Raw genomic sequence first — 24,414 nt, 5'->3', positions numbered from 1 at the left:
TCGTCGTGCCAACTTTCGAAGCGCCGCAAAATGCGCTTTTCACAGGCGGCTCGGTTCATTCCGACTTACTTAATTCTCAATTACTGACACTTTTGGTCACCCGGCTCGTTGGCGTTTGGATTGGATCGGCTTCTGCGCTATAAGGCGTGCACTGATCCATCGCGAGGCTTCCATGAGCGAAAACATTTCCCTTTCCGGCTTGGGCAAGCAAATGGTCCTGGCCGGGCTTCTTGACGAAAAGCGTGCCCAGCAGGCGCAGCAGCAGGCGGTCCGCAACAAGCTTTCACTGGTGACCTACGTCGTTCAGAACAAGATGGCAAAAGGGCGTGACGTCGCGGAGCTGGCGTCCGAGCAGTTCGGTATCGCCTTCATGGACCTCTCGGTGCTGGATAAAGACAACCAGCCCAAGGACATCGTCAGCGAAAAGCTGGTGCGCCAGCATCGTGTGTTGCCACTCTGGAAACGTGGCAACAAGCTTTATATAGGTGTGTCCGATCCAGGTAATCACCAAGCCATCACCGATATTCAGTTCAGCACGGGTCTGACCACCGAAGCCATTCTTGTCGAGGATGACAAGCTCGGCGATGCGATCGACAAGTTCTTCGACGGCGGCTCGAGCGGATTGGACGGCTTGGAAGACGTCGATCTCGACGGTGTCGATGTCGAGACGGTCGGTGAGGACGCCAAAAGTGACGATGGCGGCGGTGAGGCAGATGATGCGCCGGTCGTTCGCTTTGTCAATAAAATGCTTCTGGACGCTATCCGGGGCGGCTCCTCCGACTTGCATTTCGAACCTTATGAAAAGGCCTACCGGGTTCGTCTGCGGACCGATGGCATTCTGCATGAGGTGGCAAGGCCTCCGATCCAGCTGGCACCGCGTATATCCGCTCGCTTGAAGGTCATGGCCGGTCTCGACATTTCCGAGCGCCGCAAGCCGCAGGACGGCCGGATCAAGATGAAGCTGTCCAAGACCAAGGCCATCGACTTCCGGGTCAACACCCTGCCGACGCTCTGGGGTGAGAAGATCGTGATGCGGATCCTCGACCCCTCCAGCGCGCAGATGGGGATCGACGCGCTTGGGTATGAGGAGAGCCAGAAGGAGCTTTACCTCAACGCCTTGTCCCAGCCGCAAGGAATGATTCTGGTCACAGGCCCTACGGGTTCGGGCAAGACGGTATCGCTCTATACCGGCTTGAACATTCTCAATACGGTCGACGTGAACATCTCCACCGCGGAAGATCCGGTCGAAATCAACCTGGAAGGTATCAATCAGGTCAACGTCAACCCCAAGCAGGGTATGGACTTTTCCCAGGCGCTGCGTGCCTTTCTCCGTCAGGACCCCGATGTGATCATGGTGGGGGAAATTCGAGACCTCGAAACTGCCGAGATAGCCATCAAGGCGGCGCAAACGGGGCACATGGTCATGTCCACCCTGCACACCAACAGCGCTGCCGAGACCCTGACGCGCCTGCGAAACATGGGCGTGCCGGCATTCAACATCGCCACCTCGGTCAACCTGATCATCGCCCAGCGCCTTGCTCGCAAGCTCTGCGGCAGCTGCAAGAAGGAAGTCGACGTGCCACGCGATGCGCTTTTGCGAGAGGGCTTCCCGGAAGCAGCCATTGGTACCTTCAAGATATATGGCCCAGTAGGCTGCGAAAATTGCAAAGGCGGTTACAAAGGCCGTGTCGGTATTTATGAAGTGGTTAAAAACACGCCTGCCTTGCAGCGCATTATCATGGAAGACGGTAACTCCATCGATATCTCCACCCAGATGCGCAAAGATGGCTTCAATGACCTGCGGACCTCGGCGCTGCTGAAAGCGATGCAGGGCGTGACCAGCCTGGAAGAAGTGAACCGGGTGACCAAGGACTAAACACATGGCGCAGAAAGCGATAAAGAACAGCGTTTTTGTCTGGGAAGGCACTGACCGCAAAGGGGCGAAGCTCAAGGGAGAGCTTAGTGGCGTCAATCCGGCCCTGGTCAAAGCGCAGCTGCGCAAGCAGGGCATTAATCCGCAGAAGGTACGCAAGAAGAGCGTGTCGCTGTTCAGTGCTGGTAAGAAAATCAAGCCGATGGACATCGCCCTGTTTACACGGCAGATGGCGACCATGATGAAGGCAGGCGTACCGCTGCTGCAGTCCTTCGATATTATTGCTGAGGGCTTCGAGAATCCGAATATGCGCAAGCTCGTGGATGATCTAAAGCAAGAGGTTGCTGCGGGTAATAGTTTTGCTGCTTCGCTACGAAAAAAGCCGCAATATTTTGACGACCTCTATTGCAATCTGGTTGACTCTGGTGAGCAGTCTGGTGCACTAGAAACTTTGTTAGATCGTGTTGCTACATATAAAGAAAAAACCGAGGCATTGAAAGCAAAGATTAAAAAGGCGATGAACTATCCCGTTGCGGTGATATTGGTCGCTCTTATCGTTTCCGCTATTCTGCTAATTAAAGTGGTTCCGCAGTTTCAGGAAGTTTTCGCGAATTTTGGTGCCGAGTTGCCAGCGTTTACTATGATGGTCATTGGTCTTTCCGAAGCGCTTCAGTCATGGTGGTGGTTGGTGGTTGGCGGGGCGTTAGCTTTCGGGTTCGTGTTTAAAGAGGCGCATAAGCGGTCCGAAAAATTTCGCAACTGGATGGATAGATTTATTCTAAAGTTGCCAATAGTAGGGGAGATTATATATAAGTCAGCGATTGCGCGATTTGCGCGAACCTTGTCGACGACTTTTTCAGCGGGTGTGCCGCTGGTGGATGCACTGGATTCGGTCGCTGGTGCCACAGGGAACGTGGTCTTCCGCAATGCAACTATGAAAGTAAAAGCCGATGTTTCTACTGGTATGCAACTTAACTTCTCTATGCGCACCACCGGTACTTTTCCCAGTATGGCTATTCAGATGACTGCAATCGGCGAAGAGTCCGGGGCGCTGGACGAAATGCTGGGCAAGGTCGCGACCTTTTACGAGGATGAGGTGGATAACATGGTTGACGGTCTCACGGCTCTGATGGAACCGATGATCATGGCGGTGCTCGGTGTGCTAGTGGGCGGCTTGATCGTTGCGATGTATCTACCCATCTTCCAGTTGGGCGCCGTAGTGTAAATGTCCGCCTTCGAGCTTCTGGCCAGCCACGTGCTGGCCTTTGTTTTCTGCGCTGCCGTACTGGGTCTGCTGATTGGCAGCTTTCTGAACGTGGTCATCCACCGTCTGCCACTGATGATGCAGCGCGATTGGCAGCGGCAGGCCCGGGAGGTGCTGGAGTTGCCTGCCGAGCCGCAAGGTGCGCGCTTCAATCTCGTCGTTCCGCGCTCGCGCTGCCCGCATTGCAATCACCAGATTCGCTCCTGGGAAAACATTCCGCTGGTCAGCTGGTTGGCCCTCAAGGGCAAGTGCTCCAGCTGCAAGGCGCCGATCAGCAGGCGCTATCCGCTGGTCGAGCTGGCCTGTGGGTTGCTTTCGGGGTATGTCGCCTGGCATTTCGGCTTCGGCTGGCAGGCCGGTGCGATGTTGCTGTTGACCTGGGGCCTGCTCGCGATGAGCCTGATCGATGTAGATCACCAGCTGCTGCCAGATGATCTGGTCCTGCCGCTGCTTTGGCTGGGCCTTCTCGTCAATGTTGGCGGACTGTTCGTTTCCCTCGAGGATGCTGTCTGGGGTGCCGTTGCAGGCTACCTGGCGCTCTGGTCGGTTTATTGGCTGTTCAAGCTGGCAACCGGCAAGGAAGGCATGGGGTATGGCGACTTCAAGCTGCTCGCCATGCTTGGGGCATGGGGTGGCTGGCAGGTGTTGCCGCTGACCATCCTGTTGTCGTCGCTAGTCGGAGCCGTGCTGGGCAGTATCGTGCTGCGTCTTCAGCGGGCCGGCAGGGGTACGCCAATTCCTTTCGGGCCCTATCTTGCTATCGCTGGCTGGATCGCCTTGCTCTGGGGTGATGTCATCACGGCGAATTATCTGCAATTCGCTGGCTTCGGAAACTGAAGCCCTTCTTCAGGCCGAGCTGATCGGCCTGTCAATTTCGTCCAGCGCGGCTTGCGCGCCGAACCCGAAGGCGTTACTACTGCGCGTCCTTTTTTGTGGGCGCGCGAACTGGATGAAACCCTGGATTCTTGGACTGACCGGCGGCATTGGTAGCGGTAAGAGCGCGGCGGCCGAGCGCTTTGCCGCCCTGGGTGTCCATCTGGTGGATGCCGATCATGCTGCGCGCTGGGTGGTCGAACCTGGTCGGCCGGCGTTGGAGCGGATCGTCGAGCATTTCGGTGAGCAGATATTGCGATCCGATGGTGCGCTGGATCGCGCTGCGCTGAGGGGGCTGGTGTTCCAGAATGCCGAGGAGCGCAAATGGCTCGAAGCGCTGCTTCATCCCCTCATCGGCGAGGAGATTTCCCGTCATCTGTCGCAGGCCCGGTCGCCCTATGCCATCCTGGTTTCACCCTTGCTGGTGGAGTCCGGGCAGCACCGGCTTTCACAGCGCATCCTGGTGATCGACGTGCCCGAAGCGGTGCAGCTTGAGCGCACCATGCAGCGTGACGGTGTCAGTGAAGCGCAGGCGCGTGCGATTCTCGAGGTGCAGGCGTCGCGGACCGAGCGCTTGCGTCACGCCGACGATGTGCTGGTCAATGACCGGGATCTGGCCTGGCTCAACGCAGAGGTCGAGCGCCTGCATTCCTTCTATCTGACGCTAAGGGGAGGTCAGCCGTGAGCGCAACAGTGGTCGAATGCCCAACCTGTGGGGCGCCGGTCGAATGGGGCCCGCAAAGCCCGCAGCGTCCGTTTTGTTCGGAGCGCTGCAAGCTGATCGATCTGGGCGCCTGGGCGTCCGAGGCGCATGCCATACCGGGGGATCAGCTGGCGGATGAGTTGTTTTCCGAGGACCTGCCGCCGCGGCGCCACTGATCAGGGATTTTTCCAGGGTGCCTGCAGGTAGCGGCTGCGGTTGAAGGTTTCCAGCCAGTCCGGATAGAACACTACCAGCGCCGTGACCGCGGTGCCGTTTATGAAGGCTTCCGGGAACATCACCAGCCAGATGTAACCGGCAAAGTCGTCGAGCCAGGGCGGCATGGGATAGCGGCCGTCCACGAGCAGCACGCCCAGCGAGGCCAGTATGCAGAACAGCGCGGCGAGGGCGGCCGGAAAAAAGCCGGAAAAAAAGATATAGACGAAGAGGTTCTTCGGCTGCCGGCGCTCCACCAGCAGGGCGCAGGTTTCCGTGACGGCGACCGGTATCAGGATCAGCAGAATCCCGTTCATTCCAATCGCGCTCGCGTCCTGGTGACCCAGTGCCATGAGCCCAAGCTGGGCCAGAAAAGCGGCAAGAATCGCCAGTGGCCAGTCGAGCAGCAGGGTCACTGCCGTCAGGCCGATGAAATGGAACGACAGGCCCGACTCGAAATCCCGGCGTACCAGCCATAGCAGGAATATCGCGAGCACCGAGCCGAACAGCAGGTGTTGCCGGCGCGTATCGCTGAACAGCTCTACCCAGGGCGCTCGGATCACGGCCCAGCAAAGCGCCAGGCAGTAGATCACCCAGCCGGTGAGCAGGGTCGAGTCCGAAAGCAGTTCAGCGGAAATCATGTGCGCGCTCGATGATGTGTCCAGGCTGCGAGCGGTAATCCAGGCGCTGCAACCACCTGCAGTTACGACACGAAGGTCGTCAGGTGGTTGCGAGGGTGCTGTGCAGGGGCGCTCAGGGCGCCGGGTTGGGCTGGCTGGTGTGGATGGCGTTGATCGCCGCGATCAGTTCATCCGATAGCGTGATCTCGGCGCTGGCCAGGTTGCTCTCCAGTTGCTCGAGGGTGGTTGCGCCGATGATGTTGCTGGTTACGAAAGGTTGTTGGGTGACGAACGCCAGCGCCATCTGCGCCGGGTCGAGTCCGTGCTGCCTGGCGAGCGCGACGTAGCGCGAGCATGCGGTCTCCGATTGCGGGTTGGTGTAGCGGCTGAATCGGCTGAACAGACTCAGTCGGGCGCCGGCGGGGCGGGCGCCGGCTTCGTACTTGCCCGACAGCATGCCGAAGGCCAGTGGCGAGTAGGCGAGCAGGCCGCACTGCTCGCGAATGGCGACTTCGGCCAATCCTACTTCGAAGGTGCGGTTGAGCAGGTTGTAGGGATTCTGGATCGAGACGGCACGGGGCAATTGCCGGGCTTCGGCCAGTGCCAGGTAGGTCATGGTCCCCCAGGGCGTTTCGTTGGACAGGCCGATGTGGCGGATCTTGCCGGCCTTCACCTGTTCGTCCAGGGCTTCGAGCGTTTCCTGCAGGGGGGTGAAGTCCTGTTCCTTGTGGCGGTAGCCGAGTTGTCCGAAGAAGTTGGTGCTGCGTTCCGGCCAGTGCAGCTGGTACAGGTCTATCCAATCGGTTTGCAGGCGCTTAAGGCTGGCATCAACCGCGGCAGCGATGTGCTGACGGTTCATTTTCGGGTTCCCGCCGCGGATGTAGTCGATCCCGTTTCCCGGGCCTGCGATCTTGCTGGCGAGTATCCAGTCGGCGCGGTTGCCGCGGCTCTTGAAATAGCTGCCGATGATGAGTTCGGTGGCGGTGTAGGTTTCCTTCTTCGGTGGTACCGGATACATCTCGGCGGTGTCGATGAAGTTGATGCCGGCAGCTCTGGCGCGGTCGATCTGGGCGAAGGCCTCGGCCTCGCTGTTCTGCTCGCCCCAGGTCATGGTGCCCAGGCACAGGGAGCTGACGTCCAGGTTCGAGCGGCCGAGTTTTCGCAATTCCATGGTGGCTCCTTTATGGCGATGGCGATTAGAGGTTGCGCCATTGAACGTCAGGGGCAGGTCTATTGGAAGCGCGGGGCGTGTCGTGACGACGATTCACATGGATAGGGGTACTGAAAGCGGTTGCTATTCTTCTCGTTATCCGGATAATTGCGCAGCTTATCGCCGGGGATGCCTAGCCTGGCGACATGAAGGTAGGGGATGCCTAGCCTACCGAACCTCCGCCGTAGCGGACGCGCTGACCCGAGCCCCCGATAGCGTCTGTTTCCGGCTGCCCTGCTTGTCAGGGCGAGCACTATTCAGTAAGATTCGCCGTCTTATTTTCAGGGCGGCCCCTGAGGCTATAACGAATGAAGACTTTTACTGCTAAACCGGAAACCGTCAAGCGCGACTGGTTTGTCGTCGACGCTGCTGGTCAGACCCTGGGTCGTCTGGCTACCGAAATTGCCAGCCGTCTGCGTGGCAAGCACAAGGCGGAATACACTCCTCACGTTGATACTGGCGACTACATCGTTGTAATCAACGCTGAGCAAGTGCGTGTGACCGGTGCAAAGACTACCGACAAGATGTACTACTCTCACTCCGGTTTCCCGGGTGGCATCAAGTCGATCAACTTCGAAAAGCTGATCGCCAAGGCGCCTGAACGTGTGATCGAGACCGCGGTCAAGGGCATGCTGCCGAAGAATCCGCTGGGTCGCGACATGTACCGCAAGCTGAAGGTATACAAGGGTGCGAACCATCCTCACACCGCTCAGCAGCCCCAAGAACTGAAGATTTAACGGAATAGTTCATTATGTCGGCGACTCAAAACTACGGCACTGGCCGTCGCAAGACTGCAACCGCACGCGTATTCCTGCGTCCGGGTACTGGCAAGATTTCCATCAACAACCGCGCACTGGACAACTTCTTCGGTCGTGAAACTGCTCGCATGGTTGTTCGTCAGCCGCTCGAGCTGACTTCTACCGTCGAGAAGTTCGATGTGTATGTCACCGTCCTGGGTGGTGGTGTCAGCGGTCAGGCTGGTGCGATCCGTCACGGTATCAGCCGTGCACTGATCGAATACGACGAGACTCTGCGTAGCCCGCTGCGCAAGGCCGGCTTCGTGACTCGCGATGCGCGCGAAGTCGAGCGTAAGAAAGTTGGTCTGCGTAAGGCGCGTAAGCGTCCTCAGTACTCCAAGCGTTAATCCCGCTTGCGAAGAAAGCGCCCTGGTTCATTCGAATCGGGGCGTTTTTTTTTGCCCTTCGATTCATTGATGCGACAGCATGTCGCGCGCTCAATGTCTTATTTATAAAGGCTTACAGGTTCTTTGTGTCGGGCTATTACCTTGTCAGAGGAGGGGGTTTTCTTTACCATTTGGCGAATTTTTCGCGGCCCGATTTTACGTAGTAGACGCCTGCTTCCAAGCAGGCCATAAGAAGCTGATGGGAGAGGACTGAATGAGCAATGACGGCGTGAATGCTGGCCGGCGTCGCTTCCTGGTTGCCGCCACCTCGGTGGTGGGTGCGGCAGGAGCGGTGGGTGCCGCGGTCCCGTTCGTGGGGTCATGGTTCCCGAGTGCCAAGGCCAAGGCGGCCGGTGCGCCGGTTAGGGTGAATATCGGCAAGATCCAGCCGGGCCAGCAATTGGTGGCCGAATGGCGGGGGCAGCCGGTATTTATCGTGCGCCGGACCGACGAGGTGCTGAGCGGACTGGACAAGGTCGAAGCGGAAGTGGCCGATCCTCAGTCCGAGGAGTCGGTTCAGCCAGAGTATGTCGATCCGAAGACACGCTCCATCAAGCCCGAACTACTGGTGTTGGTGGGGCTGTGTACGCACCTCGGCTGCTCGCCGTCCTTTCGCCCGGAAGTCGGTCCCGCGGATCTCGGTGCGAACTGGCAAGGCGGCTATTTCTGCCCGTGCCACGGCTCCAAATACGACATGGCCGGCCGCGTTTACAAAGCGCAGCCAGCGCCCTTGAACCTGCCGGTGCCTCCGCACTCGTACGAGACGGATGATGTGCTCATCATCGGCGTGGACCAGGAGAACGCCTGATGAGCAAGTTCATGGAATGGGTCGATGCGCGCTTCCCCGCGACCAAGATGTGGGAAGACCATCTGAGCAAGTATTACGCGCCCAAGAACTTCAACGTTCTTTACTTCTTCGGGTCCCTGGCGCTGCTGGTTCTGGTCAACCAGATCCTGACCGGTATCTGGTTGACGATGAGCTTCGAGCCGTCGGCTGAAGGTGCCTTCGCCTCCGTCGAATACATCATGCGTGATGTCGAGTACGGCTGGATCATCCGTTACCTGCATTCGACTGGCGCTTCGGCGTTCTTCGTCGTCGTTTACCTGCACATGTTCCGCGGCATCCTCTACGGCTCCTACCAGAAGCCCCGGGAGCTGGTATGGATCTTCGGCATGCTGATCTATCTGGCGCTGATGGCCGAAGCCTTCATGGGTTATCTGCTGCCGTGGGGGCAGATGTCCTACTGGGGTGCCCAGGTGATCATCTCTCTGTTCGGCGCCATCCCGGTGATAGGCGACGATCTGACCCAGTGGATCCGTGGTGACTACCTGATCTCGGGCATCACCCTGAACCGCTTCTTCGCGCTTCATGTGATCGCCTTGCCGATCGTCATTCTCGGTCTGGTCGTGCTGCACATTCTGGCGCTCCATGAGGTCGGCTCGAACAACCCGATGGGCGTCGACATCAAGAAGTCCAAGGACGAAGCCGGCGTTCCGCTCGACGGCATTCCGTTCCACCCGTACTACACGGTGAAGGACATCGTCGGTGTCGTGGTCTTCCTGTTCATCTTCTGCGCCGTGGTGTTCTTCTTCCCGGAAATGGGAGGGTACTTCCTCGAGAAGCCGAACTTCGAAGCTGCCAACGCCTTCAAGACGCCTGAGCACATCGCGCCTGTCTGGTACTTCACACCCTTCTACGCCATCCTTCGTGCGGTGCCCGACAAGCTGCTGGGTGTCGTTGCGATGGGCGCCGCCATTGCCGTGCTGTTCGTGCTGCCCTGGCTCGACCGCAGCCCCGTCAAGTCGATGCGCTACAAGGGTTGGATGAGCAAGATCTGGCTGGTGGTGTTCTGCGTATCCTTCGTAATTCTCGGCGTCCTGGGCGTTCTGTCTCCTACTCCGGGGCGGACGCTGCTGTCCCAGGTGTGTACGTTCCTTTACTTCGCGTACTTCCTCCTGATGCCGTTCTACACCAAGCTCGAGAAGACCAAAGTAGTACCGGATAGGGTGGATGGCTGATGAAAAAGCAAATAGCTGCATTGATTCTCGCGCTGATGCCGGCCTTCACCTTCGCTGCCGGTGGCCATGGCGTCGAGCTGGACAAGGTCGATATCGATCTGACCGACAAGGCCGCACTGCAGGATGGTCTGCGCACGTTCGCCAACTACTGCATGGGTTGCCACAGCGCGCAGTACCAGCGATACGAGCGCGTCGCGACCGACCTCGGCATTCCCGAGGAAGTCATGATGGAGAACGTGGTCTTCAATGACGCCAAGTTTGGCGATCATATGCAGATCGGCATGCGTCCGGACGATGCCAAGAACTGGTTCGGTGCCGCGCCTCCGGACCTGACGCTGGTTGCACGTGTCCGTGGTAACGACTGGCTGTACTCCTATCTGCGAGCGTTTTACGAAGATCCGACCCGTCCGTATGGCGTGAACAACCGTGTCTTCCCGAACGTCGGCATGCCGCACGTATTGGCGCCGCTGCAAGGTCGTCAGGTGGTGGGCTGCAAGCAGGTTCAGGTGGTCGAGAGCGGCCGTCGTCAGTTCGACCCGCTGACCGGTACGCCCATCACTCACGAAGCCTGTGACCAGCTGACCGTCATGCCGGGCACCGGTAGCCAGACCGAGGCCGAGTACGACGAGACGGTGAAGAACCTGGTGACCTTCCTGGCGTACTCCGCCAATCCGGTCAAGCTGCAGAGCCAGCGCATCGGCACGTACGTGCTGCTGTTCCTGGCGGTCTTCTTCGTGTTCGCCTACCTGCTCAAGCGTGAGTACTGGAAAGACGTCCACTAAGCCGCAGCACCTGTTGCACCGCGCGCGCCTGATGGGCGCGCGTGTTTTTTCTGCTCCGTGAAGGCGCCGCCATCGGCGCCGTCGCGCGGGGCACGCTACGACACTCGTGGTTTGGCTTTCGCCACCCAACGAATTGCATTCATACGCGAGGAAGGACCCTATGGCCATGAACAACAAGCTGGCCTGTTACTCCGATCCCGCCGATCACTACTCCCATCGGGTGCGCCTGGTTCTTGCGGAAAAGGGTGTCGACGCCCAGATCATCGACGTCGACCCGCAGCGTTGCCCGCCGCAACTCGCCGAGGTCAATCCCTACGCCAGCGTTCCGACTTTCGTCGATCGCGATCTGGCGCTCTATGAGTCCACCGTGATCATGGAGTACCTCGAAGAGCGTTATCCGCATCCCGCCTTGCTGCCCGTTTACCCGGTTGCGCGGGCCAATACGCGCCTGCTGGTTCACCGCATCCAGCGTGACTGGTGTCGGCTGGTCGATCAGATCGGCGAGCGACGTGTCGCCGAGGCGGCCAAGGTGCAGGCACGCAAGGAGCTTCGTGAAAGCCTGACCGGTGTGTCGCCAGTGTTTGCGGACAAGCCTTATTTCCTCAGTGAAGAGCTCAGCCTGGTGGACTGCTGCCTGTTGCCAATCCTGTGGCGTTTGCCCAGTCTGGGTATCGAGCTACCGCGAGCAGCCAAGCCGCTGCTCGATTACATGGAGCGTAATTTCGTTCGCGAGGCCTTCCAGGTCAGTCTTTCCGACGTCGAGCGCCGAATGCGCTAAGAGAAGAGGCAGCCCCCATGAATTCAAGTCGTCCTTATCTGGTTCGCGCGCTGTACGAGTGGATCGTCGACAACGATTGCACGCCACACCTGCTGGTCAATGCGGAGCATCCTGGCGTGCGGGTGCCGGCCGGTTTCGCCAGCGACGGGCAGATCGTTCTGAACGTATCGCCCAGTGCGGTGCGCCAGATGCAGATGGATAACGACGCTGTCAGTTTCGAAGGGCGTTTCGGTGGGGTTCCCCATAGCCTCTATATCCCGTCGGCAGCCGTGATGGCGATCTACGCGCGAGAAAACGGCCAGGGCATGGTATTCGAGGTCGAGCCCACGCCCCCTGATGATGGTGCACCTGAGGACTCTTCTTCCTCAGCGGGTGGCCCGCGCCCCGGCCCGGGTGGGCGCCCGAGTCTCAAGGTGGTCAAGTAGGCCTTGCGAACAAAAAGCGGCGACCTGGAGGTCGCCGCTTTTTTTTGCCTTGCGTGGAGCGCTGGGTCAGTCGATGTATTCGAACAGCTTGACGATGCGTTGAACGCCGGACACGCCCTGCACCAGATTCGTGGCCCGCGTGCCTTCCTGGCGGGTGACCAGTCCCAGCAGGTAGACGATTCCGTTTTCGGTGATGACCTTGATGCGCGAGCCGGGCACCGAGCTGTCGGTCAGCATCTGTGCCTTGATCTTGCTGGTCAGCCAGGTGTCGTTACTGCGCGCCAGCGCCGACGAGGGCTGGAGGATCTGCAGCTCGTTGTGCACGCGCTTGACGCGCTGCACCTGGCTGGCCGCCTGTTCGGCCATCTGCTTGAGTTCTTCGCGGGGCGTTTGCCCTGCCAGCAGCACCACGCCGTTGTAGCTCGCAACGACGATATGCGAGTTCTTGTCCAGGTCGACATGGGCCTTGGCGATGTTCACCGAGGCCTTGGTCTCGATCAGTGAATCGTCGATCTTGCTGCCGATGGTGCGCGTGCCACGGTTGTCCGATATGGGGTCGTCGCGCGTCGCGTTCAATACCGAACTGCATCCGCCGGTGGCGGCGAGGCAGAGGGCGAGCGCCGCGGCGCCCAGGGTTTGCCGGTTCATTCTTCACTCCCGAACAGTTGATTGTCGATCAGGTCGCACAGGCAGTGGATCGCCAGGAGGTGGACCTCCTGAATACGTGCGGTAATTTTGGCCGGAACCCGGATTTCCACGTCTTCTGGCAAGAGCAGGGACGCCATGCCGCCGCCGTCGCGGCCGGTCAGGGCGACCACCAGCATCTCGCGATCGTGCGCGGCCTGGATCGCCTGGATGATGTTGGCCGAGTTGCCACTGGTGGAAATCGCCAGGAGGACATCGCCGGCCTGACCCAAAGCGCGGATCTGCTTCGAAAAGACTTCGTTATAGCTGTAATCGTTCGCGATCGAGGTCAGGGTCGAGCTGTCGGTGGTCAGGGCGATCGCCGGCAGGCTGGGCCGCTCCCGCTCGAAACGATTGAGAAGCTCGGAGGAGAAGTGCTGGGCATCGCCCGCCGAGCCGCCGTTGCCGCAGCTCAATATCTTGCCTTCGTTGAGCAGCGTGTTGACCATCGCCTGGCCAGCCTGCTCGATGCTCGGGGCCAGGACGTCCATGGCCTGCTGCTTGGTCTCGATGCTGGCTTGGAACAACTGGCGAATACGGGATTGCATATCCATTCGGTAATTCTGACCTTCGTGTGGCGTGCGGAACTGGCTTGACGCCGGTGAGCGGAGCGACTGGCCCTGGCTTCAGCTGTCAAAGGCGTTGCGAATCCAGTTCGGCTCGCTGGGCTGCGCGGTGGCGCTGAGGGCGACGACGTCGAAGCGGCAAGGGTGTTTGGCCCAGCGCGTTTCCTTCTGCAGAAACAGCTGGGCTGCCTTGATGAGCTTCTGCTGCTTGCGCGCGTCGACGCTTTCCAGGGCGCCGCCCCAGGCGCCGTGGCGCCTGTAGCGAACTTCGACGAATACTACTGTATCGCCATCGAGCATGACCAGATCGAGCTCACCGCTGCGGCAGAGCCAATTCTGCGTCACCAGGCGCAGGCCGTGCCGCTTCAGGTGCGCCAGCGCCAGGGCTTCGGCCGCTCGACCGCTGCTCTGGCGGTCCTCGCTCATGGCGTCAGGCTGTCGGGAAGGCGCTGCACCTGGCCGTCGCGGAACTCGGCCCATGGCAGCTCGCGCTCGACGCGCTGGTCGGGCGTCAGGCTGAGGATGCCCGAGAGCCCTTCGAGGCGCATTCCCGGCAGGGCCGCCAGCTGGCTCAGGCGCGGTGCGAGAAGATAGGCGTCGGCACCCATCGCGTACAGCCTGCCCAGGCTGCCACCGGCCTGCGGCCACTGCTGTTCGGCCTGTTGGCGCAGTGGGATGTTGGGGTCGAGCAGCCAGGGGGTCTCGGCGAAGCGGATGCCGTCAAGGTCCAGATACTGGGTGCGGTTGTTGGTGGCGGCGTGCAGGTGAGAGGTCGCATAGACCGGCACGTCACCGGCGTACTGGAAGATCAGCGTCGGCTTGACCTGCTGCGCCTGTTGCGGCGTTGCGGCCAGGAACACGAAATCGACGTCCTGGCGCCGCGTTGGCTCGGCATTGGGGCCGCTGGAGCGAACCTGGAACAGGTCGGCGATCTGCTTGGCCAGCTCGACCGGCTCAGCCAGTGGCTCTGCGGCAAGCAGGGTGCCGCCCTGGTCCAGCCAGGTCTGGCGGAAGGCCTCCAGCACGCGTGAGCCCCATTCGCCCCGAGGCGTCAGGGCGATGGCGCTACGGTGGCCGTCGGCCCATGCCCGGCGAGCCACTTCGCGCGCTTCGTCCTCGGCGGCGAGGCCGAACTGGAACAGTTGCGGCGGCGTCTTTTGCCCGGCATCGCTGTAGTTGAGTGCGAGGGTGATGATTGGCAGCTGCTCGCGCTCGGCGAGCTGGCGGACCTGCTCCTTTTCCAGCGGGCCGACGACCAGCTGGACGCCATCGGCCTGGGCCTGCTGATAAAAGTCATCCAAGGAGCGGAAGCGGGCCGGATCGTACAGTTCGATCTTCGGCGAGGTGTTTCCCATCTGGCGGTCCTGCAGGTGCGCGGCGAGGAATCCGTCTCGCAAGGCGCGTGCTACCGAGGCCAGCTGGCCATCGGTAGGCAGCAGCAGGCCGATGTGGGTCAGTGGCTGGTCGGCCATTTCCCTGAGTTTTACCAGTGCTTCCGGCAGGCGCTCGGCGGCAGGGTGGCCGGGGTGCTGGGCGCGCCAGGTGTCGATGGCCGCCTGTTGCTGGCCGAGCGTGCCGGCCTGCTTGAGCGCTGCTGCCAGCGACAGCCATCCAGCCAGGTCGGGCTCTTCGGCGCTGCCGAGTTGTTCGGTGGGTAGGTTGGAGACCAGTTCCCAGATCGCTTCGTTGTTCTGCTCGGCTGCCTGGCCGCCGAGCAGCGGGGCGATGAAGACGCGCTCGCGCGCGGCGGCCAGCAGCTGACCATCGCCCTCAAGGGCTTCGGCGCGGGCGAGCTGGCTGCGAACCTGCTGGTCCACCGGCAGTTCGGAAAGTCGCTCGAACGATGGGTGTTGCAGCAGCGCCAGTGCCTGCTGTGGCTCGCCTTTCGCGAGGGCCAGTTCGGCCTGCAGCGTTCTGGCGAAGATCTGCTGCGCGGGCTTGAGCACGTCCAGCGGAACCTGCTGGAGGATCTGCGCGGCGCGGTCGAGTTCGCCCTGCTTGAAGGACTGGTCCGCGGCGGTGAGGCGCAGCAGCGCGGCTTTTTCGGCGTCGCTGGTGGCGGCCTGCTCCAGCAGTTGCTGGGTGGATGCCTGGGGTGTGCGGGGCAATTCGCCAAGGGTCGACGTCGGGCTGCTGCCACAGGCCGACAGCAGGCCAACGAGGCAGAGGATGAGGAGCGGGCGCAGACGGGCCGTCATGGGAAAGGTTCCTGAAAGCAATAGTGAACGGATTGTACCCAAGCCCCTATGGGGCTGCGATGGTGCATCCCCGAAACGGGCTACAATGCGCGTTTCCGTTAGCGAGGTATGCCCTGTGACTGCGACAGCTGGTGCTAATTCCGCCGCGGGCGTGCTCTATGTAGTCGCCACGCCGATTGGCAATCTCGAGGACATCAGTGCCAGGGCGCTGCGCGTATTGAAGGAAGTGTCACTGATTGCTGCCGAGGACACGCGGCACTCGTCACGACTGCTGCAGCACTTCGGCATCACGACCCCCCTGGCGGCTTGCCACGATCACAACGAGCGTGACGAAGGCGGGCGGTTCCTGGATCGGTTGCTGGCCGGCGGCGACGTGGCGCTGATTTCCGATGCGGGAACGCCGCTCATTTCCGATCCCGGCTTTCATCTGGTGCGCCAGGTGCGTGCGGCCGGCATTCGCGTGGTGCCGGTTCCCGGGGCGTGCGCCTTGATTGCTGCGCTCAGTGCGGCGGGCCTGCCGTCCGACCGCTTCGCATTCGAGGGGTTTCTGCCGGCCAAGGTGGCCGGGCGCAGGGCGCGGCTCGAGTCCTTGAAGCAGGAGTCGCGCACGCTGCTGTTCTATGAGGCGCCCCATCGGCTTCTCGAAAGTCTGAAGGATATGGCTGAGGTGTTCGGCGAGGAGCGTTCCGCCGTGCTCGGGCGCGAGCTGACCAAGACGTTCGAGACGCTGCAGGGTTTGCCGTTGGGTGAGCTGGTTCGCTGGGTCGAGGCGGACAGCAATCAGCAGCGCGGCGAATGTGTGCTCGTCGTTGCCGGATGGCAGGCGCCAGCGAGTGAAGAGGCGCTGGATGCCGGTGCCTTGCGGGTGCTGGATCTGCTGCTGGCCGAGCTGCCGCTCAAGCGCGCCGCTGCGGTGGCTGCCGAGATCACCGGGGTGCGCAAGAACCTGCTGTATCAGGCGGCTCTGGAGCGCAAGGCATAGCCGAATGATGGCTTTCAGGTTGCGGCTGCCCGTGCCTAGCCCGTATTCTTGTCAGCGGAGAGTCGATCGGACAGTCGCTGTTCCGTTCTGCCTGCAGAGCGGGAGGGAGGAAAGTCCGGGCTCCATAGGGCGAAGTGCCAGGTAACGCCTGGGGGGCGTGAGCCTACGGAAAGTGCCACAGAAAATAACCGCCTAAGCGCTTCGGCGCCGGTAAGGGTGAAAAGGTGCGGTAAGAGCGCACCGCACGGCTGGCAACAGTCCGTGGCTAGGTAAACCCCACTTGGAGCAAGACCAAATAGGGATCCATTGGCGTGGCCCGCGCTGGATCCGGGTAGGTTGCTAGAGGCAGTCAGTGATGGCTGTCGTAGAGGAATGGCTGTCCTCGACAGAACCCGGCTTACAGATCGACTCTCCTCCTTCCTTTCGCTTGTGCTCGCTACATTTCTAATGCCTAAAAAGTCTTATTCTTAACAAGTCACTTTAAGTGTGCTTGTTAACTCCTCGCTTCGCCTGAAGATTCCCTCCTTTTCGCTCCTCGCGAGCTTCCCCAATGTTTCCAACCGCTTCGCTAAATGGCCGTCCTGTAAGGGTTTTCCCGCTGAGCGTGCCTTGACGGTGGGGTGGGCGCATTCCTATAGTGTGCCCAGGTGGTAGAAAGTGGTACGAAGTGGATAAAAATGGGCATGGATAGCTGAATTCAGGGGAAGCAGCCGTGTTTCGCGGAGCAAACGCCATCAGTCTCGACGCCAAAGGGCGGCTCGCGATGCCTAGCCGGTATCGTGACGAGCTCGTTTCGCGTTGCGATGGCCAGTTGATCGTCACGATCGACGCCGTGGATCGCTGCCTCTGCATTTATCCGCTGCCCGAATGGGAAGTCATCGAGGCGAAGTTGCGCGAGTTGCCCTCGTTGCGTGAAGAGGCGCGGCGGCTGCAGCGCCTGTTGATTGGCAATGCGGTGGATATCGAGCTCGACGGCAGTGGCCGGGTGCTCGTGCCGCCGCGTTTGCGCGAGTACGCCGGGCTGGACAAGCGCGCCATGCTGGTCGGCCAGCTCAACAAGTTTCAGCTGTGGAACGAGGACGATTGGAACGCGATATCCGACGCGGACCTGGCGGCCATCAAACAACCCGGCGGTCTGCCGGACGAAATGCGTGATCTCATCCTGTGAACCAGACAAGCAGCCTGCGCCATATCACCGTGTTGCTCGACGAAGCCGTCGCGGCGCTGGCCGTTCGTCCGGAAGGTCGCTACGTGGATGGCACCTTCGGGCGCGGAGGACACAGCCGCGCGCTGCTGCGGCAGCTCGGGCCTGGTGGCTGCTTGCTTGGTTTCGACAAAGACCCGCAGGCGATCGCTACGGGGCAAGCACTGGCGGCCGAGGACGGCCGCTTTGTCGTTGTGCAGAGAAGCTTTGCCGAGCTTGGCGACGAACTGGCGCAGCGTGGCTGGAGCGGGACGCTCAATGGCGTGCTGCTCGACCTGGGCGTGTCGTCGCCGCAGCTCGACGACCCGGAGCGCGGTTTCAGCTTTCTCAATGACGGTCCGCTCGACATGCGCATGGACCCGTCCCGCGGCGTGAGCGCGGCGCAATGGATCGCCAGCGCCAGCGAAGATGAAATCGCCCGGGTGTTCAAGGAATACGGGGAAGAGCGTTTCGCCAAGCGCATGGCGCGCGCGGTGGTCCAGCGCCGCGCCGAGCGTCCGTTCGAGCGCACCGCGGACCTGGCCAAGGTCCTGACGGACGCCAATCCGGCCTGGGAAAAAGGCAAGAATCCGGCGACGCGGGCCTTTCAGGGGCTGCGCATCTACATCAATAACGAGCTTGGCGATCTCGAAGCCGGTCTGCAGGCCGCTTTCGATGCGCTGGAAGTAGGCGGCAGGCTGGTGGTGATCAGCTTCCACTCGCTCGAAGACCGCATCGTCAAGCAGTTCATGCGCCGTTATGCCAAGGGCGAAGCCGACCAGTTGCCGCGCAATCTGCCGGTGATCGCCAAGGTGTTCGAGCCGCGGCTCAAGCTCATCGGCAAACCGCAGTTCGCCTCCGAATCCGAGGTCAAGGCCAATCCGCGCTCGCGCAGCGCGGTGATGCGTGTCGCGGAGAAGCTGCGATGAACCGGTCGTTGCGCACCATGCCCAAGGGCCGCTTCCTGATGCTGCTGCTGTTCGTCGGCGTGCTGTTGTCCGCGATCTGCGTGAGCTACAGCGCGCACTGGAATCGTCAGTTGCTCAACATGCTCTACACCGAGCTCAGCGTGCGCGACAAGGCGCAGGCCGAATGGGGCCGCCTGATTCTCGAGCAGAGCACCTGGACCGCCCATGGACGTATCGAGACGCTGGCCAGCGAGCAGCTGAAGATGCGCATTCCCGAACCGGCCGAAGTGAAGTTGGTGGCGCCATGATGAAGCTCGACGGCGCACTCTATCCCTGGCGCTTCCGCCTGGTGCTGCTGCTGCTGGCGCTGATGATCGGTGCCATTGTCTGGCGCATCGTCGAACTTCAGGTGTTCGACCAGGGTTTCCTCAAGGGCCAGGGCGATGCGCGCAGCGTCCGGCATATCCCCATTCCGGCACACCGGGGCCTGATCACCGATCGTAACGGCGAGCCACTGGCGGTCAGCACGCCGGTCACCACGCTCTGGGCCAATCCCAAGGAGCTGCAGGCGGTGCGTGCGCGCTGGCCGGAACTCGCGCAGGCCCTGGGGCAGAGCCCTGAGGCGCTTGCCCAGCGGCTGGAACAGCAGGCCGCCCGTGAATTCATGTACCTGGTGCGTGGCCTGACGCCCGAGCAGGGCCAGACCGTGCTCGACCTCAAGATCCCGGGGGTCTACGCCCAGGAAGAGTTCCGCCGTTTCTATCCGGCCGGTGAGGTGGCGGCCCACGTGGTCGGCTTCACCGATATCGACGACCGTGGCCGCGAAGGCATGGAGCTGGCCTACAACGAATGGCTGGCGGGCGTGCCGGGCAAGCGCCAGGTGCTCAAGGATCGCCGTGGCCGGCTGATTCGCGACGTCCAGGTGGTCAGCAATGCCAAATCCGGCAAGCCGCTGGCGCTTTCGATCGACCTTCGCCTGCAGTACCTGGCGCACCGCGAGTTGCGCAACGCGCTGGTCGAGTTCGGCGCCAAGGCCGGCAGCCTGGCGATGGTCGACGTCAAGACGGGCGAAGTGCTGGCGATGGTCAACCAGCCGACCTACAACCCGAACAATCGCCGCAACCTGCAGCCGGCGGCCATGCGCAATCGCGCCCTGATCGACGTGTTCGAGCCGGGCTCGACCATGAAGCCTATTTCAATGAGTGCGGCGCTGGCGACCGGCCGCTGGAAGCCCACCGACAAGGTCGACGTGCACCCGGGTTCGCTGCAGATCGGCAGGTACACCATCCGCGACGTGTCGCGAAGCGATGAGCCGTTGGACCTGACCGGCATCCTGATCAAGTCGAGCAACGTGGGCATGAGCAAGATCGCCTTCGATATCGGCGGCGAAGCCATCTACAACGTGATGCAGCAGGTCGGCCTCGGCCAGGATACCGGGCTCGGATTCCCCGGCGAGCGCGTCGGCAACCTGCCCAATCACCGCAACTGGCGCAAGGCCGAAACCGCCACGCTTTCCTATGGCTACGGTCTTTCGGTGACCGCTGTCCAGCTGGTTCACGCATTCTCCACCCTGGCCAACGACGGGCGTAACGTGCCTCTGTCCATGGTCCGGGTCGACCGTGCGCCGGAAGGTTCGCAGGTCATCTCCGAAGACATCGCCAAGACCATCCAGGGCATGCTCGTGCAAGTCGTCGAGGCGCCGGGTGGCGCCCATCGCGCACAGGTACCGGGCTACCATGTGGCAGGCAAGAGCGGCACGGCGCGCAAGGCGACCGTCGGCAGAAAGGGTTATACCGAGCACGCCTATCGCTCGTTGTTCGCGGGCTTCGCGCCAGCCAACAACCCGCGCATCGCCATGGTCGTGGTCATCGACGAGCCGAGCAAGGTCGGCTACTACGGCGGCCTGGTCTCGGCGCCGGTGTTCGGCAAGGTCATGGCCGGTGCGCTGCGTCTGATGAACGTTGCGCCGGACAATCTGCCCGCCGAGGTACAGACCGCTGACGCCACCGACCGCAAGGGAGGACGGAGCTGATGCCCATGCCGCTCAACCAGTTGCTGATCCAGGCCGACAGCGCCGTTCTGGTGCGCGAGCTCACGCTCGACAGCCGCAAGGTGCTGCCGGGCGATCTGTTCCTTGCGGTGCCAGGTCTGGAACAGGACGGGCGCTCGCACATCGCCGACGCGATCGCGCGCGGCGCGGCGGCCGTCGCGTACGAGGCCGAAGGCGCTCAGCCGATGCAGGTCGAAGGGGCCGTGCTGGTGCCGGTCCGTCAGCTCGGCGCACAGCTGTCGGCGATCGCCGGGCGTTTCTATGGCGAGCCGAGCCGTGGACTGCACATGGTCGGAGTGACGGGCACCAACGGCAAGACCAGCGTCAGCCAGCTGGTCGCCCAGGCGCTCGATGCGCTTGGCGAGCGTTGCGGAATCATCGGCACGCTGGGCACCGGCTTCCATGGACAGCTGGAGCAGGGGCGCCACACCACCCCCGATGCGATTGGCGTGCAGGCGACCCTGGCCACGCTGCGCAAGGCTGGAGCGCGCGCGGTCGCGATGGAAGTCTCGTCCCACGGGCTGGCCCAGGGCCGCGTGGCGGCGCTGAAGTTCGACGTCGCGGTGTTCACCAACCTGTCGCGCGACCACCTTGATTATCACGGCAGCATGCAGGCCTACGGCGAAGCCAAGGCGCAGCTGTTCGCCTTCCAGGGGTTGCGCTGCCGTGTCCTCAATCTCGACGATCCGTTCGGCCGCCTGCTCGCGGGCACGCCACACGAGTCGCGCGTCATTGGCTACAGCCTCGAAGACGCCTCCGCCTATTTGTATTGCCCCGAGGCGACGCTGGGGGACGATGGCATCCATGCACGGCTGGTCACGCCCCAGGGCGAATACGCGCTGCGCAGTCCGCTGCTGGGGCGCTTCAACCTGAGCAACGTGCTCGCGGCGGTGGGTGCGCTGCTGGGAATGAACTACCCGCTCGACGAGATCCTTAAGGTCATGCCGGCGCTGCAAGGGCCGGAAGGGCGCATGCAGCGCGTCGGCGGCGGTGAAAAGCCGCTGGTGGTGGTCGACTACGCACACACGCCGGACGCGCTGGAAAAAGTTCTCGACGCCCTGCGTCCGCACGCGCGCGGCAAGCTGCTCTGCCTGTTCGGCTGCGGTGGCGCCCGTGACAGCGGCAAGCGGCCGCTCATGGCGCAGGTCGCCGAGCGCCTGGCCGACCAGGTCGTGGTCACCGACGACAACCCCCGTACCGAAGATCCGGCGCAGATCCTCGAGGATATCCGTGCCGGTTTCGCCCAGCCGGGCGCGGTTCGCTTCGTGCCGGGGCGGGAGCGGGCCATCGCCGAGATCATCGCCAGCGCCGCGGCGGACGATGTCGTGCTGCTCGCCGGCAAGGGCCACGAGGATTATCAGGAAATCAACGGCGAGCGCCTGCCTTTCTCCGACCTCGAGCAGGCGCGCACGGCGCTCGACAGCTGGGAGCCGGCCCATGTTTGAGCAGATGCGTTTGAGTCAGCTGGCGCAGCCGCTTTCGGCACGACTGGTCGGTCAGGATGTGCAGTTTTCGTCCGTCAGCACCGACAGCCGCGTGATCGAGCCCGGGCAGCTGTTCGTCGCGCTGACCGGACCGCGCTTCGACGGCCACGACTACCTCGAACAGGTGGCGGCCAGCGGCGCCGTCGCCGCGCTGGTTGAACGTGAAGTCCAGGGCGCCGCGCTGCCGCAGCTGGTGGTGGCCGATACACGCCTTGCGCTGGGCCAGCTCGGCGCTCTCAATCGGGACCGCTTCGACGGTCCGATCGCGGCCATCACCGGTTCGAGCGGCAAGACCAGCGTCAAGGAGCTGCTGGCCAGCATCCTGCGCGCGGGCTTTGGCGAGACCGGTGTACTGGCGACGCGCGGCAACCTGAACAACGAGCTGGGCGTGCCGCTCACGCTGCTCGAACTCGCACCCGACCATCGCGCCGCGGTGATCGAGCTGGGCGCATCGCGTCTGGGCGAAATCGCCTACACGGTCGGGCTGGTTCGTCCGCACGTCACGATCATCAACAATGCCGGAACCGCCCACGTCGGCGAGTTCGGCGGCCCGGACAAGATCGTCCAGGCCAAGGGCGAAATTCTCGAAGGGTTGAGCGATGGCGGCGTAGCCATTCTCAACCGTGACGACAAGGCCTATGCGGTCTGGGAAACGCGTGCGGCGGGCCATCGGGTGCTGAGCTTCGGCCTGGAAAGCGCGCTGGCCGACTTCTACCCCGGTTCGATCGCCTACGACCTGCGTGGTTGCCCGAGCTTCATGCTGTTCGGTCCGACGGGGCGTGCGCGGGTGCAGTTGAACCTGCTCGGTCGCCACAACGTGGCCAATGCCCTGGCGGCGGCTGCGGCAGCCCATGCCCTGGGCGTGAGCCTGGAACATATCGTCGCCGGTCTGGAGCAACTGCAGCCGGTCAAGGGGCGGGCCGTGGCGCAGATCGCTGCCAACGGCGTGCGGGTCATCGACGACAGCTACAACGCCAATCCGGCTTCCATGTGCGCCGCGGTGGACGTGCTGGCCGGCTTCTCCGGGCGCAAGATTCTGGCGCTCGGTGATATGGGCGAGCTGGGCGAGTGGGCCGAGGAAGGGCACCGCGAGGTCGGCGCCTACGCCGCCGGGAAAGTGGACGCGCTCTACGGCATCGGCCCGCTGATGACCCACGCGGTGGCCGCCTTCGGCGCTGGCGGCCGGCATTTCGACGATCAGGCCAGCCTGATCGAAGCGCTCCAGGCAGAGCGCGGCAGCACCACCACCATACTAATCAAAGGCTCGCGCAGCGCGGCGATGGACAAGATCGTCGCCGCCCTGTGCCCTCAGGCCAGGGAGAAACACTGATGCTGCTGCTGCTCGCGGAGTATCTGCAACAGTTCTACAAGGGATTCTCGGTTTTCCAGTACCTGACCCTGCGCGGCATTCTCGGCGTGCTCACCGCGCTGGTGCTGTCGCTGTGCATGGGTCCGTGGCTGATCCGGACCCTGCAGATCCGCCAGATCGGCCAGGCCGTGCGCAACGACGGCCCGCAATCGCACCTGTCCAAATCCGGCACGCCGACCATGGGCGGTGCGCTGATCCTCAGCGCCATCACGATCGCCACGCTGCTCTGGGCCGACCTGTCGAACCGCTACGTCTGGGTCGTGCTGGCGGTGACGCTGCTGTTCGGCGCGATCGGCTGGGTCGATGACTACCGCAAGGTGATCGAGAAGAATTCCCGCGGCCTGCCGAGCCGCTGGAAGTACTTCTGGCAATCGGTCTTCGGCCTGGGCGCGGCGGCCTTCCTTTATGCCACGGCGCAGAACCCGATCGAGACGACGTTCATCATGCCGCTTCTGAAGAACATTGAGATTCCGCTGGGCCTGGGGTTCATCGTGCTGAGCTACTTCGTCATCGTCGGCTCGAGCAATGCGGTCAACCTCACCGACGGTCTGGACGGGTTGGCGATCATGCCGACGGTGATGGTCGGCGGTGCGCTGGGCATCTTCTGCTACCTCTCGGGTAACGCGAACTTCTCCGAGTACCTGTTGATCCCGAACGTGCCCGGTGCCGGCGAGTTGATCGTGTTCTGTGGCGCGCTGATCGGTGCGGGCCTTGGCTTCCTCTGGTTCAACACGTACCCGGCGCAGGTCTTCATGGGCGACGTCGGCGCGCTGGCCCTTGGCGCTGCGCTCGGCACCATCGCCGTGATCGTCCGGCAGGAGATCGTGCTGTTCATCATGGGCGGTGTCTTCGTCATGGAGACCCTGTCGGTGATGATCCAGGTCGCGTCGTTCAAGCTGACCGGCAAGCGCGTGTTCCGTATGGCGCCGATTCACCACCATTTCGAACTCAAAGGCTGGCCCGAGCCACGCGTGATCGTGCGGTTCTGGATCATCACCGTGATCCTGGTGCTGGTCGGCCTTGCCACCTTGAAGCTGAGGTAACCCA

General features: G+C 62.2%; 26 protein-coding genes and 1 other RNA gene. 21 read left to right on the top strand and 6 right to left on the bottom strand.

What is annotated here, in order from left to right; all coding sequences use genetic code 11:
- The first annotated feature begins 172 nt into the window (after positions 1-172).
- The 5 genes from pilB (at position 173) to yacG (ending at position 4,889) form a co-directional block, all read left to right on the top strand.
- Positions 173-1,876 (top strand): type IV-A pilus assembly ATPase PilB, encoded by a 1,704-nt coding sequence (gene pilB, locus DN824_RS05530; protein WP_138407347.1) that lies wholly within the window; start codon positions 173-175, stop codon positions 1,874-1,876.
- Positions 1,877-1,880: 4 nt separating this feature from the next.
- The gene (locus DN824_RS05525; RefSeq protein WP_138407346.1) at positions 1,881-3,098 is read left to right on the top strand and encodes a type II secretion system F family protein; all 1,218 of its coding nucleotides are present in this window, start codon (positions 1,881-1,883) and stop codon (positions 3,096-3,098) included.
- Positions 3,099-3,974, top strand: a complete 876-nt coding sequence (locus tag DN824_RS05520) for a prepilin peptidase (RefSeq protein ID WP_138407345.1) — start codon at positions 3,099-3,101, stop codon at positions 3,972-3,974.
- Between the two features lie 112 nt (positions 3,975-4,086).
- A complete protein-coding gene (coaE, locus tag DN824_RS05515; RefSeq protein WP_138407344.1) occupies positions 4,087-4,695 on the top strand; it encodes a dephospho-CoA kinase in 609 nt (202 codons plus the stop codon).
- On the top strand, positions 4,692-4,889 hold the full coding sequence (yacG, locus tag DN824_RS05510; protein WP_138407343.1) for a DNA gyrase inhibitor YacG: 198 nt from the start codon (positions 4,692-4,694) through the stop codon (positions 4,887-4,889). The genes coaE and yacG overlap by 4 nt, the downstream gene beginning before the upstream one ends.
- Here the strand turns inward: yacG and DN824_RS05505 are convergent, their stop codons facing one another.
- Positions 4,890-5,567, bottom strand: coding sequence for an energy-coupling factor ABC transporter permease (locus DN824_RS05505; protein WP_138407342.1), 678 nt, complete (start codon positions 5,565-5,567; stop codon positions 4,890-4,892). It lies immediately after the preceding gene.
- A 112-nt stretch (positions 5,568-5,679) separates the two neighbouring features.
- The gene (locus DN824_RS05500) at positions 5,680-6,717 is read right to left on the bottom strand and encodes an NADP(H)-dependent aldo-keto reductase (RefSeq protein WP_138407341.1); all 1,038 of its coding nucleotides are present in this window, start codon (positions 6,715-6,717) and stop codon (positions 5,680-5,682) included.
- A 347-nt stretch (positions 6,718-7,064) separates the two neighbouring features.
- On the opposite strand from DN824_RS05500, the gene rplM reads away from it, so the two are divergent.
- The 7 genes from rplM (at position 7,065) to DN824_RS05465 (ending at position 11,943) form a co-directional block, all read left to right on the top strand.
- The gene (gene rplM, locus DN824_RS05495) at positions 7,065-7,493 is read left to right on the top strand and encodes a 50S ribosomal protein L13 (protein WP_019342644.1); all 429 of its coding nucleotides are present in this window, start codon (positions 7,065-7,067) and stop codon (positions 7,491-7,493) included.
- Positions 7,494-7,507: 14 nt separating this feature from the next.
- A complete protein-coding gene (rpsI, locus tag DN824_RS05490; RefSeq protein WP_138407340.1) occupies positions 7,508-7,900 on the top strand; it encodes a 30S ribosomal protein S9 in 393 nt (130 codons plus the stop codon).
- Positions 7,901-8,153: 253 nt separating this feature from the next.
- Positions 8,154-8,747: a ubiquinol-cytochrome c reductase iron-sulfur subunit gene (petA, locus tag DN824_RS05485; RefSeq protein ID WP_138407339.1), complete on the top strand. Its 594-nt coding sequence runs from the start codon at positions 8,154-8,156 to the stop codon at positions 8,745-8,747.
- A complete protein-coding gene (locus DN824_RS05480) occupies positions 8,747-9,958 on the top strand; it encodes a cytochrome b (RefSeq protein ID WP_138407338.1) in 1,212 nt (403 codons plus the stop codon). The genes petA and DN824_RS05480 overlap by 1 nt, the downstream gene beginning before the upstream one ends.
- The gene (locus tag DN824_RS05475) at positions 9,958-10,740 is read left to right on the top strand and encodes a cytochrome c1 (RefSeq protein ID WP_138407337.1); all 783 of its coding nucleotides are present in this window, start codon (positions 9,958-9,960) and stop codon (positions 10,738-10,740) included. The genes DN824_RS05480 and DN824_RS05475 overlap by 1 nt, the downstream gene beginning before the upstream one ends.
- A 160-nt stretch (positions 10,741-10,900) precedes the next feature.
- Entirely contained in the window at positions 10,901-11,518 is a 618-nt protein-coding gene (locus DN824_RS05470) for a glutathione S-transferase N-terminal domain-containing protein (protein ID WP_138407336.1), read from the top strand.
- Positions 11,519-11,535: 17 nt separating this feature from the next.
- Positions 11,536-11,943: a ClpXP protease specificity-enhancing factor gene (locus DN824_RS05465; RefSeq protein ID WP_138407335.1), complete on the top strand. Its 408-nt coding sequence runs from the start codon at positions 11,536-11,538 to the stop codon at positions 11,941-11,943.
- Between the two features lie 66 nt (positions 11,944-12,009).
- Here the strand turns inward: DN824_RS05465 and DN824_RS05460 are convergent, their stop codons facing one another.
- The 4 genes from DN824_RS05460 to DN824_RS05445 all read right to left on the bottom strand — a co-directional run bounded on the left by DN824_RS05460 (position 12,010) and on the right by DN824_RS05445 (position 15,391).
- Positions 12,010-12,591, bottom strand: a complete 582-nt coding sequence (locus tag DN824_RS05460; RefSeq protein ID WP_138407334.1) for a BON domain-containing protein — start codon at positions 12,589-12,591, stop codon at positions 12,010-12,012.
- On the bottom strand, positions 12,588-13,181 hold the full coding sequence (locus tag DN824_RS05455) for a phosphoheptose isomerase (protein WP_138407333.1): 594 nt from the start codon (positions 13,179-13,181) through the stop codon (positions 12,588-12,590). Before DN824_RS05455 ends, DN824_RS05460 begins: the two co-directional genes overlap by 4 nt.
- Positions 13,182-13,253: 72 nt before the next feature.
- Positions 13,254-13,619: a YraN family protein gene (locus DN824_RS05450; protein WP_138407332.1), complete on the bottom strand. Its 366-nt coding sequence runs from the start codon at positions 13,617-13,619 to the stop codon at positions 13,254-13,256.
- Complete coding sequence (locus tag DN824_RS05445; RefSeq protein ID WP_138407331.1) at positions 13,616-15,391, bottom strand: penicillin-binding protein activator; 1,776 nt, start codon at positions 15,389-15,391, stop codon at positions 13,616-13,618. Before DN824_RS05445 ends, DN824_RS05450 begins: the two co-directional genes overlap by 4 nt.
- A 115-nt stretch (positions 15,392-15,506) precedes the next feature.
- Here DN824_RS05445 and rsmI point away from each other — a divergent pair, with 115 nt between their 5' ends.
- The 9 genes from rsmI to mraY all read left to right on the top strand — a co-directional run bounded on the left by rsmI (position 15,507) and on the right by mraY (position 24,410).
- Entirely contained in the window at positions 15,507-16,373 is an 867-nt protein-coding gene (gene rsmI, locus DN824_RS05440) for a 16S rRNA (cytidine(1402)-2'-O)-methyltransferase (protein ID WP_138407330.1), read from the top strand.
- 58 nt (positions 16,374-16,431) lie between these two features.
- Positions 16,432-16,789, top strand: an RNA gene (gene rnpB / locus DN824_RS05435) — RNase P RNA component class A.
- Between the two features lie 296 nt (positions 16,790-17,085).
- Positions 17,086-17,541 carry a division/cell wall cluster transcriptional repressor MraZ gene (mraZ, locus tag DN824_RS05430; RefSeq protein ID WP_138407329.1) on the top strand — a complete coding sequence of 152 codons (456 nt, stop codon included), beginning with the start codon at positions 17,086-17,088 and terminating at the stop codon, positions 17,539-17,541.
- On the top strand, positions 17,538-18,485 hold the full coding sequence (rsmH, locus tag DN824_RS05425) for a 16S rRNA (cytosine(1402)-N(4))-methyltransferase RsmH (RefSeq protein WP_138407328.1): 948 nt from the start codon (positions 17,538-17,540) through the stop codon (positions 18,483-18,485). The genes mraZ and rsmH overlap by 4 nt, the downstream gene beginning before the upstream one ends.
- Entirely contained in the window at positions 18,482-18,772 is a 291-nt protein-coding gene (ftsL, locus tag DN824_RS05420) for a cell division protein FtsL (protein ID WP_138407327.1), read from the top strand. The genes rsmH and ftsL overlap by 4 nt, the downstream gene beginning before the upstream one ends.
- Complete coding sequence (locus DN824_RS05415) at positions 18,772-20,496, top strand: peptidoglycan D,D-transpeptidase FtsI family protein (protein ID WP_138407416.1); 1,725 nt, start codon at positions 18,772-18,774, stop codon at positions 20,494-20,496. The genes ftsL and DN824_RS05415 overlap by 1 nt, the downstream gene beginning before the upstream one ends.
- On the top strand, positions 20,496-21,959 hold the full coding sequence (locus DN824_RS05410) for a UDP-N-acetylmuramoyl-L-alanyl-D-glutamate--2,6-diaminopimelate ligase (RefSeq protein WP_138407326.1): 1,464 nt from the start codon (positions 20,496-20,498) through the stop codon (positions 21,957-21,959). The genes DN824_RS05415 and DN824_RS05410 overlap by 1 nt, the downstream gene beginning before the upstream one ends.
- Positions 21,952-23,328 carry a UDP-N-acetylmuramoyl-tripeptide--D-alanyl-D-alanine ligase gene (locus DN824_RS05405; RefSeq protein ID WP_138407325.1) on the top strand — a complete coding sequence of 459 codons (1,377 nt, stop codon included), beginning with the start codon at positions 21,952-21,954 and terminating at the stop codon, positions 23,326-23,328. The genes DN824_RS05410 and DN824_RS05405 overlap by 8 nt, the downstream gene beginning before the upstream one ends.
- Positions 23,328-24,410 carry a phospho-N-acetylmuramoyl-pentapeptide-transferase gene (gene mraY / locus DN824_RS05400; RefSeq protein WP_138407324.1) on the top strand — a complete coding sequence of 361 codons (1,083 nt, stop codon included), beginning with the start codon at positions 23,328-23,330 and terminating at the stop codon, positions 24,408-24,410. The genes DN824_RS05405 and mraY overlap by 1 nt, the downstream gene beginning before the upstream one ends.
- Positions 24,411-24,414 lie beyond the last annotated feature (4 nt).

The sequence above is a fragment of the Stutzerimonas nosocomialis genome, assembly GCF_005876855.1.
Classification (GTDB): domain Bacteria; phylum Pseudomonadota; class Gammaproteobacteria; order Pseudomonadales; family Pseudomonadaceae; genus Stutzerimonas; species Stutzerimonas nosocomialis.
Note: the sequence above shows the minus strand (reverse complement) of the source record. Positions and strands in the feature narration are given on the sequence as shown.